This window comes from Moorena sp., from assembly GCF_982860115.1.
This window is the reverse complement of sequence record NZ_CEYLVT010000231.1, coordinates 1-11,824: the sequence shown is the minus strand read 5'-3', so window position 1 is coordinate 11,824 and position 11,824 is coordinate 1. Positions and strand designations below refer to the sequence as shown.

Annotated in this window: 7 protein-coding genes; 5 read left to right on the top strand and 2 right to left on the bottom strand. The window is 42.4% G+C overall.

Annotated features, from left to right (window positions below; all coding sequences use genetic code 11):
- The first annotated feature begins 506 nt into the window (after positions 1 to 506).
- Entirely contained in the window at positions 507 to 1,148 is a 642-nt protein-coding gene (locus AC4II3_RS27075) for a DUF3120 domain-containing protein (protein ID WP_488013757.1), read from the top strand.
- Between the two features lie 376 nt (positions 1,149 to 1,524).
- A complete protein-coding gene (locus AC4II3_RS27070; protein WP_488013755.1) occupies positions 1,525 to 2,565 on the top strand; it encodes an adenylate/guanylate cyclase domain-containing protein in 1,041 nt (346 codons plus the stop codon).
- A 251-nt stretch (positions 2,566 to 2,816) separates the two neighbouring features.
- Here AC4II3_RS27070 and AC4II3_RS27065 read toward each other — a convergent pair whose 3' ends face one another.
- Together AC4II3_RS27065 and AC4II3_RS27060 are read right to left on the bottom strand one after the other, a co-directional pair.
- A complete protein-coding gene (locus tag AC4II3_RS27065) occupies positions 2,817 to 5,624 on the bottom strand; it encodes a hypothetical protein (RefSeq protein WP_488013753.1) in 2,808 nt (935 codons plus the stop codon).
- 795 nt (positions 5,625 to 6,419) lie between these two features.
- Entirely contained in the window at positions 6,420 to 6,851 is a 432-nt protein-coding gene (locus AC4II3_RS27060) for a hypothetical protein (RefSeq protein ID WP_488013751.1), read from the bottom strand.
- 697 nt (positions 6,852 to 7,548) lie between these two features.
- Here AC4II3_RS27060 and AC4II3_RS27055 point away from each other — a divergent pair.
- The 3 genes from AC4II3_RS27055 to AC4II3_RS27045 all read left to right on the top strand — a co-directional run bounded on the left by AC4II3_RS27055 (position 7,549) and on the right by AC4II3_RS27045 (position 11,603).
- Complete coding sequence (locus tag AC4II3_RS27055; protein WP_488013749.1) at positions 7,549 to 9,030, top strand: esterase/lipase family protein; 1,482 nt, start codon at positions 7,549 to 7,551, stop codon at positions 9,028 to 9,030.
- Between the two features lie 16 nt (positions 9,031 to 9,046).
- Entirely contained in the window at positions 9,047 to 11,164 is a 2,118-nt protein-coding gene (locus AC4II3_RS27050; RefSeq protein WP_488013759.1) for a tetratricopeptide repeat protein, read from the top strand.
- Between the two features lie 238 nt (positions 11,165 to 11,402).
- Positions 11,403 to 11,603 carry a hypothetical protein gene (locus tag AC4II3_RS27045; protein WP_488013747.1) on the top strand — a complete coding sequence of 67 codons (201 nt, stop codon included), beginning with the start codon at positions 11,403 to 11,405 and terminating at the stop codon, positions 11,601 to 11,603.
- Positions 11,604 to 11,824: the final 221 nt, after the last annotated feature.

Genomic DNA, 11,824 nt, shown 5'->3' with positions numbered 1-11,824 from the left:
GGGAATCGGGAATCGGGAATCGGGAATCGGGAATCGGGAATCGGGAATCGGGAGTCGGGAATCGGGAATCGGGAATCGGGAATCGGGAATCGGGAAAAAGTCTAGCAATATAGCACTACCCATGAAGGTCACGACATTCCTAAACTCCGAAACTTATTCATAGCTGACTTCAGACTTCAGACTTCTGACTTCTGACGCTAAGCGTAGCGCTATAGCCATGGCCCTATCGGTAGCGCACTACCAATGGCTTGGCAAATCTTAATTTTTCATTAGTTTTTGAATTTATCCTTCAGATTAGATATTTCTACCCTTGCCATCAACCACCACATTTCAGTACTCTTACCAATATGCCCCCAGGGGGGATATTGGTAATGATATATTAAGTTCAATAAAGATAATTAACGATAAATAACAAAATTTTGTTGAAAAATACTTGGTTTTCTGCTATAGCCCCAAGAAATTCCCATCAGTCAGGGCAACTACTTCTATCGATCCCCCCTAGGGGAGTGAGTAATCCTCAAGGGTGGCTATTATTTGCTGCCGCCTCCTTCCTGGTTTCTGTGCCAGTGTTCTTCCAAGCTCCCCTAGTGCGCCTTTTGCCACTGTTGAGTTTAGTGATTACCCTGGCTTGGGTGTGGCTGGGGGTAAAACTGCTCCAACGTCCATCAACCCAAATCTGGGGTGACTTGCTGTTGGGGTTTAGCTGGAGTTGGCTGGCTGGTTCACTATATTGGGGTTGGTTGCGCACTGAACCTCTATGGCATTTACCGGTAGAGGCAATTGGTCTACCATTCGCTCTGTGGGGATTGTGGCGGGGTTGGGGAAAGGTAGGAAATCTGTTTTACTTGGGTTCGTTATTCGGTACAGCCATGACCGACATCTATTTCTACTTGACGAATCTAATTCCCTACTGGCGTCAGGTGATGGTAGTAGAGCCAGTCCTGGCAAAACCAATCTTTCAAAATGCGATCGCACAAGTCCAAACTCCTTGGGGAATTAGCTGGGCAGTGGTTTTGGTTGCTACGCTAGGAATAGTTGGTCTTTGGTCATTGACAAAAGAACAGCCCCATTGGTGGACGTTTAGTGGAGCCGTGTTGAGTACAATCGTGGTAGATAGTCTTTTTTGGTTGGCAGCTAACCTAGCATGATGACTCCAGACACTGACCCTAAGGGGTACAGTGTGGGCTTCTTCGGAAGCCTTAGTCATTTATTTATTTATATTTATTTATATTAGGTTAGGTTAGTTTTGAGCGTTGTCATTCCGAAATGACTTGATCATCCTTTGAATGCATCTACTAGGGTCAGCTTATAAGTTTTGCTGGGTCTTTGACAGCAGCAGACTCAAGCTCGATTAGCAGTAACTAGTTAGTAACTAGTTAGTAACTTATTAGTAACTTATTGCTGCTATTGTTTCTCCAACTGCTGCACTATCCTTCCCTGATCAGCGGTGCGACCCAAGGGCGCGAGCAATCCCTCGCGCCCTAGGAGGCGCGCACCGTCGGGAAATCTTGGAAAATTGATGCAATGATCAACGCTACCGTTAACCCTGTTGTTGCTCCTATATCTGTGGTGACTTTGCGATCCACCCCTTACCTACTTATGCCTACTGACTCTGGCAATCACTATATGCCATTAGTTGGTAGCAATTGCTGGACTGTCGGTCGTAGTGATGATAACAATTTTGTACTTTCAGATCGCTGGATTTCCCGAAATCATGCGATGTTGCAGTGTACCGAAAACGGTGATTTCTATCTGATTGATTTAGGCAGTCGTAACGGTACATTTGTCAATGGGCGCAGAGTCAGCATTCCTGTGACCTTGCGCAATGGCGATCATCTAACCTTTGGTCAGACAGAATTGGAGTTTTACTGCCCAGCCAAGGCTCATCAAACTGAACCATCCGAAGCTATAGATAAAGATACCCAAACGTCAATATTGCACGTGCGCCGCCTGATTTCAGTGATGGTGGTGGACATCCGAAACTTCACCGTACTCACCCACCAGTTAGATGAAACCACCCTCTCAGTGGCAATTGGTAGTTGGTTTCGGGAGTCTGGAGAAATTTTGAAAAGGTGTGGCAGTTGGGTAGATAAATACATCGGTGACGCAATTATGGCGATTTGGTTTCATGGCTCTAAAGGGGTCAGTGATCAAGAAGCCATGAGTATTTTGCAAGCAGTCAATGACCTGAACAACATGACTAGCAATCTGTCTAAGGAATATCCTCTGCCCTTCCCATTGCGAATTGGTACTGGAATCAACACCGGTCATGCTATTGTTGGTAACACTACTGGTAGTGGCGATCGCCCAGAATACACTGCTGTTGGGGATACTGTAATAGCCGCTTTTCGCCTCGAATCTGCCACCAAGGAACTTGGTCTAGATATTGCCTTAGGGGAGGACACATACCGCTACCTTTCCAAAATCAGAAAGTCTGAGCTTAACTTCAAGCAACACACAGTCAATCTCAAAGGTTATGATACTTCCACTATTACCTATGCTGGAACCTATGAAGATTTAGATAATTTCTTGCGAGCAAACTCTACTATACCAAGTCTTGAATAAGCTTTATTCAAAAGTATTACTCATTATTAGGAATTAAGAATTAAGAATTAAGAATTAAGAATTAAGAATTAAGAATTCAAGATTCAAAATTCAAAATTCAAAACCCAAGATTCAACTTTCAACGTTCAAACAGCTAACCTTGGCCTTTGGCCACGCTACGCGAACAACCTTCAACCTGCTAACCTTAAACCTTCAACCTGCTAACCTTAAACCTTCAACATTGCAATTAACTAATCCCATTACCCTAACTATTAAAATTTGAACTGAGCACCTGCTTCGACTCTAGCATCAAATCCCTCGTCACCTGTACCTAGTTTAGCGTCTATAAATATACCATTATCTGAATGGTACCTCAAGATGCCGCCATAGTTAAAGCCTGACACTCGACTGTCAAGCCCTACATTGGTAGTGGTAAAATTTCTGACAAAAGCGCCTAGAGAAAAATTCTCGATCACTCGTTGTGAAAGCTCTACATCATAAAACACCTTTCTACCTATCTCTAGATTAAGGTTGGATTTTAAACCGCCGACAGTTCCTAATTCTCCAGTAACATATCCAACAACTTCCCCTTGACTATTTTCTGGCATAAAAGCATTCAGACCTTCTGGAGTATAGAGAATAGCAGGAGTAACTGAATACCCTACGCTTTTTCCCTGACGTGAAAAGGAATAAGCGGCTGTGATTTGGAAAGGATTCAATCGATTCGCAGAACTATTCCAATTAATACTAAAAAACGGCACGTGAGTGATTATAGCTATTGGTTTATTGGATGAGTCAACCGCTACATGTCGATTCAGCCAATTTACCTGAGCGTGGCTATAGACTCCCAAAGTCGGTTCTTTGGTAAATCCATTATCGTCGGAAACGTCTGAAGGATTGTTTTCTCCAACCCCTGGTGCTGAATTACGAGCCAGATTAAACCAACCTCCTAAGGTGACACCATAGTTAAAATTTTCCGATGTACCAGCTACTAATACTTCTATAGTAGGTAGAGATACATAACCAGCAAAAGTTCTGTCTCGAATACGTCGTTGAGAAGTCTGGGTGAGTGTAATCCGATCAAATGCTATATCAAATGCTCGGCCACTGTTGATTGGTACAACAGTATTATCAAAAGACCTAAATTGTTGCACAAATTGTCTGCCATCAGGGCTAGTCAAAATAACGTCTACCGCTGAGGATTCATTACTGGGAGTAATCGCGGTATTATTCAAAGGAACTACCCCAGCAATAAAACCCAATGGACCAAAATCTTGGTTAGATAGTCTTAGTTCAGAAAAAGAGGTATCTCCTTGATCCCAATCACTTATATCTCTTTGAATAAAATCAATGGCTCGCTGATGATTACCTGTTCTCAGTTGGACTATCCTAGAGTGGTTAGGAGTTATTTTACTAGGAAACGTCACCGTACCTGATACCTGATTGAGGCGACTAGAGCGATTAGTAGTGGCTAAGGTTTGATTAAGTCTTTGATTGATTTGACGTCGCTGTTGGGGAGTAGCTTTAGTCTGTAACCGAGCAAATCCTTCATTATTGTCAAATTTTTGTCGAGCGTCTTGAATACTGTTGTCTATATTGTTAAAATCAATAAATTCAAAAACTATCCCCAGTACCATTCCCAGAGTCGCATTGGCAATTTGGGTCGAATCAATGTCGCCATCAAAGGATAGGGTTAGGGAAATACCTGGGTTGGAAAAAATACTTGAGTAACTGGCACTGATGTCTACTGGGTCATACTTAATTAGGCTTCGGTTGTGAGATTTACTAATATAAAATCTGTACCAATGCTTACTGTCTTGACTATCAATATTCAAGTCAACTTCAGTAGCTCTTTGACCAAGGGGAATCCAATGTAAAGAATTTAGATAATGAAAATCTCTTTCCTCTTCAGTTAGGAAAGGATTAACAGATAAATTCAATAAATCATTGGTCATACCTCCCCCTGGTTGGGCAATCTTAACCCCAGGGATAGATGTGGAAGGAGCCGTGAAATTAAGACCTTCTCCGGTCAAAGGGTCTCCCCAGGTAATTCCCGCTGCTTGTAGAGCCTCTTGAGGAATTATTTCCCCTTCTTCCAATTTGACATTACCATTATCTAACAAAGGTTGTAGATTTGTGGTTGGATAACCTTGCAAAATCCGGGGAGCATTATCTGCATCTAATAATTGAAATAAAGAGCCTCCACCGCTACTATTCAAGGTTGAGCCACTGCCAAGATTAATTACCCTATTTTCTAAAACAGTGACATTCGGATCGTCAGTATCAATTCCACTATTAATGATTACTTCACCAGCCCGTATTCCTTCTGGAGTTCTCAATTCTCCAGATATTACCCTTACTGTCAAGTCATTAACCTCAACCTCTCCAACTAACTCTTCAAAATTAGTGGGCAAAGCCGAGATAAATTGTAGCCCCCACAAGGATTGCTCTACAGTCGCTGTTTGGGTGAGTTGAGTATCCCTTGACTTTCCTTGGTAGAGAAGACCACCTTGAAATCCTTGAGTCTCGATAACAACAGTATTGCCATCAAGAACCCAGTAGAATTGATTATCTTTAGGAAAATTAGCAAAAGTAAATCTATTCAGAATGGGATTATCGTCAGCGAATCTTAACTCTGTCTCTAGATAATTTTCGTTTTTGTTTGGTCTAAATGATGTGGGCTCAAAGGTTAACTTATCGGTGGGATTAATAATCCAAGGATACTTGGTGGCACTTTGAGTTATAACATCACTGATGGGAGTTTTTTGTGGATTTTCTTGATTTTGGGTTTGTGCTGCTAAGGTGGTTGACTCTGCTTCAGGTGACCTAGATTCAGCAACCTCTATTGCCAATACATTTACATTATCGTCTGGCTGCTTTTCTGGCTGATCGTCTGGCTGATCGTCTGGCTGCTTAGAAATTATAAACTCCTTAACCTGAGCAGAATGAGACGTCAAAAAATCTGAATCTTTAACTTCAAATTGTACGTTTTTAAAAATTTGGTAATTATTAAAATCGGTAGGGAACGTTGGTGTTTGAACAAAAAAATTGGCAAAAAAAATTAAAATTAGTTTATCCATTATTTTAACCTAAAATCATCCAGTAACAGCATTTAAACAAAAACTACAATTATTGATTAGATTAATTGTTAATTTTTGCTTATGTGATGCTCCGTATTTTCTGTTCAATAACACCTATTAAATTGCAATCAAATCAATTAAAAATGGCTGTATATAAATTTAGATATGCCTATTAATTTTCTAAATACAACAAAAAAATAGTTAATTTTGGTGTAATTAATCAGCTTTTAGCCAAAGGCCAAAGTCTGTGGAAACGCTACGCAAATGGCCACGCTACGGGAAAAGGTTATGCCCATAGCACATAAGCTGATAGCTTACAAATGAATTGTGATAAGTTTTGTTTACTGCTCCGAAGCTTCCTGCTACTTCCTTTTTTGTTTGCTAGTGTTGTCTGAAAATATAAAAAATACTCCTAGAATTTCTCTACAGAGAAATTCCAGGAGGCGTGTTCAAAGAAACGTGATTGAAGAGACAGGGTAAACACATCTAAATTAGTCTTGACAGTAAACCGCGCTATGTGGATTACAGAAAAATTACGACTCTATAGCGCTTTTCAGTTGAGTGTGACACAGTAGACCCAGTGGTTAAACCAATTAATTTTGAATCAGACTGTATGACACTCAAGTGTAAGCCACTATTTCCCTGAATTTAATCGTCAACAAGCCCTGCTCAGGTTCAACTTATTTTCAATAAGTAGTGCTTAAGGCGATTTCAAGAGGGCTTGTTGAGACTAATAGAGGGTTTATTAATTAAGATGCGTTTGCCCTGATTAGAGAGGAGTTATTGACTGTTGATTTACTCTAGAGCACCCAAGCCTTCAGTACCTGCTCCGGCACGGATTAAAGCGGCTTGATCCTCAACTGCGGTAGCAGCAGCCAGAGCGTTTGCAGCTTCGGAAAGGAATACATTTGGTGAGTCACTACCGGTAGTAGCGGAGACTGCTGCAGCTACACCTGCATCTAGCCCAAGGGTATCGATAGTTGCAGTGTCTGTTCCAGCACCGGTGTAGGTTGGTGTAACAGTTAATGGACCAGGAAAGTGGAGAGATTCAGGTAAAATCAGCTCACCGGAAACACTGATAGAGCTTCCAGAAGGCCGTGTCTCTACGGCAGATCCGCGAATAGCTGATTCAGCATTAGCTGATGTGGCCAGTACAGCAGTTAAGCCCGCAAAAATGAGACCTGTGTTGATGAGAGTTTTGCCTAGAGAAAGATAGTTGTTGTTCATTGTTTTTCGAGCTTTGTGAGTTGATAGTTTATCCTGAAAGTGAGTTAGTGTTTAACTCGTTTCATAGTTCTAAACTAACCGCCTATAAAGATGGTTGTAAATTAGAAATACTACTGAAAAAAAATTAATACCTAACTATTATGTAGTTAGATAAATAGAGATAATACTGAGTTAGCTTAAAAAATGATTATCCGGACATTTTTTACTTTTCTTAAAAAATTTTATTTTCTCTGAGCACAAAAAAAATAAATGATTTTTTATCCGGATAAAAATAGAACAATAGGGAGTAGGGAATCGGGAATCGGGAATCGGGAATCGGGAGCGGCGGAATATAGGGTAGACAGAGAATTTATTGGCACTTTCCGGATTTATCATGACTCAGTCGGTAGCTAATCTATTGAATAGCAAGATGTGGTGAGGGTATGGCGATTAACCCCATGGGTGTCAATTCCTCCGATGCCAGCACCCTAGCTGAGGATCACGGTTATAGGGTTACGCCCAAGGCAAGAGGCAAAAGGCAAAAGGCAAAAGGCAAAAGTTTACTAAAACAGCTTTTGCTGCTTGTATCAATGTCCTAACTTTAATGGGTAGTGCTATATTGTTAGCCTCAATTATTGTCCACTGTTCCCTGTTCCCTGTTCCCTGTTCCCGACTTCTGCAAGAAGTCTAATGACCTTCATTCCTGGAGAGCTAGTCTGTGAGTGATCGTAACGATTTAATTGAAATTTTTGGTACTCAGAACCCCGATCGCCGTGGAGATGTCATTTTTGTCCATGGACTCGGAGGTGATGCCCGAGGGACTTGGCACCCCAAAGAACGGCGAGATGATAATAATTTTTGGCCTGCTTGGCTGGGGCAAGATTTATCAGATGTGGGAATTTGGTCTCTGGCTTATGAGGTAGAACCGTTTAGATGGAAGGGTAATTCTATGCCTCTGGTAGACCGGGCGACTAATAGTTTAGATCTACTGGATAGCTATGAGATAGGCGATCGCCCAATAATTTTCGTTACTCACAGTATGGGGGGACTGCTGGTTAAACAGATGCTGCGCAGTGCTAGGGACTTTGGCAAATGGCAAGCGATCGCATCTGGGACGAGGGGAATTGTTTTCCTATCTACCCCTCATTCTGGTTCTGATCTGGCAAGTTGGATTAATTATATTGGCACGATTCTACAAACCACTGTCAGTGTTGACGAGTTGAAGGCGCACGATCCTAACTTACGTAACCTGAATCTTTGGTATCGCAATGACCACCAGTTTAGCGAAATCCCGATGCTGGTTTACTGCGAAACCAGACCTACGAATGGGATTTTAGTGGTGAATCAAACCAGTGCTGACCCTGGTATTAAGGGGGTGATTCCTGTCCCGATGGATGTTGACCATATTTCTATCTGCAAAGTAGAGAATAAAAATAATCAAATCTACCGTCAGGTAAAGCGGTTTGTCAATCAGAATTTAACAACTCCTCTGCCACCGATTCAACCGAACGCTACAGAAGCTGATAGGATTTTTAGAGAGTCGGTCATTAATCAATCTATGAATAAAGTTAAGGGGAATGTTGGTTATATCGAGAGCGATCATCCCCAAAAAATCTTGATTTTGTCAGCAATTGCCCACGGTCTGCGCTTGGATCAAGAGATTCGGAAAATTGAAGATGCAATTCGGCGTGCAGTGAGGCGGGAGTTTTTTGAGATTAGAGTTAGGACGGCAGTGCGTTCTGTTGATATTAGGAGAGCGATCGCTGAAGAAAAACCCCAAATCGTCCACTTTTGCGGACACGGTTTGAAAGATGGAAGCTTGCTTTTGGAGGATGATGGAGGGCAAGATAAACCAGTAAATCCGAAGGGACTAGGGGCCCTATTCAACCTGCATGCTGATTATGTCAACTGCGTACTGCTCAATTTCTGCCACTCCCAAAAGCCCGCTGAGGTTATTAGCCAGTATATTAATTATGCCATTGGCATGAATCAGACAATAGAAGATAAAGCTGCGATTGCTTTTGCTCAAGGGTTTTATGATGCTCTAGGGTATAATAATAATGGCAACCAAGACCTGTTGGTAAGGGCTTTTGAGGAGGGTTTGGTAGCCGTTCAGATGGAAAATATTTCAGAAGGAGATAAGCCAGTTCTTAAAATAAAATTCCAGGGCAGTAAAGAGGAAGACGAAAAAAAAAGTTGATGATGGACTAGGTTTAATCGGCATTCCCCAAAATCTGCCCCACACCCATGTTTCCAAATTCGTTGGACGCGAACCTGAACTGGAAACTCTACACCAGCGGCTACAGCAGCGAGAACGGGTGGTAATTTCTGCTATTTCTGGCATGGGTGGTATCGGTAAAACTGAATTAGCCCTGCAATATGCCCTCAACTATTACCGGAAAAATTATCTGGGTGGGGTTTGCTGGCTGCAGGCGCGGGATGAGAATTTAGGGAATCAAATTGTCAACTTTGCCCAGCTCAAAATGAATTTGGAAGTGCCTCAGGAAAAAGCAGGAAAAGATCTCACTCCCGAACAAAAGGCTCAATGGTGCTGGGACAATTGGCAGCCATCAGATAATTTTGTGCTGGTGATTTTTGATGATGTTACTGAATTTGATAAAATTAAACCCTATCTGCCTCCAAATCAGCCCCGTTTTAAGATTATTATTACTACCAGGAAGCAGTCGTTAGCAGAGTCTTTTGATCTGTTAGCCCTGGAAGTACTTTCGGAAAAGGCGGCCTTGGAGTTATTAGAATCCCTAATCGGAAAAGAAAGACTAAACCGGCAGTGGTCGGAAGCCAAAAAACTCTGCAAATGGTTGGGATATCTGCCCCTAGGTTTGGAATTGGTGGGGCGATATTTACAAAAGAAAAAGGATTTATCCCTGACAGATATGCAGCAGCGGTTAGAAAAAAAGCATCTGGAACAGCGATCGCTAAAAGAACCAGCTGCTACTATGACCGCACAAAGGGGAGTAGCAGCAGCCTTTGAGTTAAGTTGGCTTGAACTGGATCAAGATGCCCAGCAGTTGGGTTGTCTGTTGAGTTTGTTTGCTTTGGCTCCCATTCCCTGGGAATTGGTGGAAAATTGTTTGCCTGACCAAGACTCAGAGGATTTAGAAGATATTAGAGATTACAGTCTGTTGGAACTGAATTTACTTGGGCGCACGGATCACGGAATCTACCAGCTGCACGAGTTGATTCGAGAGTTCCTACGGGACAAAATGGAACTGTGTGATCGAGCTGATCAACTCAAGCAGGGATTTGGTGAGGCAATGGTGGCCGTGGCAGATAAAATTCCTAAGATGCCGACACAAAAGGATGTTGCTACAGCTAGTCCCGCCATCCCTCATCTGACAGAAGCTGCTACAGTACTCTCAGACAAGCTCAAGGATGAAGATTTATACAAACCTTTCCAGGGTCTGGGTTGGCTTTACGAAGGTCAAGGGGCTTATAAGCAGGCATTACCCTGGTTAAAGCAAGGCTTAGAGCTTACCCGCAATCGTTTAGGCAGCGAACACCCAGCTGTCGCCACCTCCCTCCACAATCTGGCATCTGTTTACGAGAATCAGGGACGGTACTGCGAGGCCGAACCTCTCTATGTCGAAGCCTTGGAGATGAAGAAAAAACTTTTAGGTACTGAACACTCATCTGTCGTCATCTCCCTCAACAATCTGGCATTAGTCTACCGTTATCAGGGGCGGTACTCGGAGGCCGAACCTCTTTTTGTCCAAGCCTTGGAGATCAGGAAAAAACTATACGATCAAGAACACCTACGTCTCGCTATCTCCCTCAACAATCTGGCATTACTCTACTATGATCAGGCACGGTACTGTGAGGCCGAACCTCTCTATGTCGAAGCCTTGGAGATGAAGAAAAGACTATACGGTCAAGAACACCGATCTGTCGCCACCTCCCTCAACAATCTGGCTACTCTCTACTCTAATAAAGGATGGTACTCCGAGGCAGAATCTCTGCATTTCAAAGCCTTGGAGATCAGGAAAAAACTTTTAGGTACTGAACATCCAGATGTTGCACAATCTCTCAACAATCTGGCATTACTCTACTCTAATCAAGGATGGTACTCGGAGGCCGAACCTCGTTTTGTCCAAGCCTTGGATATGAAGAAAAAACTTTTAGGTACTGAACACCCAGATGTCGCAAAATCTCTCAACGGTCTAGCATTACTCTACTTTAATCAACGACAGTACTGCGAGGCAGAACCTCTTTTTGTCCAAGCTTTGGAGATTTTTGAACGAAAGTTAGGGTCAAATCATCCCAAGACTGTCGCTTGCCGCGAGAATCTTCAAAGATTGCGGGATGAGCTTACCTAGTGCCTCGATGGAATTATATTATGTTTGGTTCAATACTTTAAATATTAGGGAACAGCGGATCTGGGAACAGGGAACAGGGGATGAAGAGAGAGATTACTCAGGGGAAGAGTTATCCTTTCTAATGGTTTCCACAACTATGCTTCTACCTTTCAAGGACTAGAGTTATAGCCTAGATAAAGTTAATTTTTATTATAAACTATAGAGGTTTACTCACCAGTATTGCAGTCAGTTATTACTGATGACAAAAGTAGAAAAGATTCAAGCTGAAATTGAGGCTCTCTCTAAGGAAGATTTCGTGCGCTTGAGAGAGTGGTTTGCTGAAAGAGACTGGTTACTCTGGGATAAACAGCTTGAAGCTGATATCGCCGATGGAAAGTTAGACTTCTTAATTGAGGAAGCAATGATAGCTAAATCCGAAGGAAAATTACAGGATTTGTAAGGGGTGAATTTCAGTGATGTTAATCCCTGGTTCAGATCCCCCTAAATCCCCCTTAATAAGGGGGACTTTTTAATCTAATTCCCCCCTTTTTTAAGGTTTAGCAGTCGAAGCAAAGCTGTTGAATCTAATTCCCCCCTTTTTTAAGGTTAGGGGGGATCAAAGTTCGATCCCGATTCCCGATTCCCGATTCCCGATTCCCGATTCCCGATTCCCGATTCCCG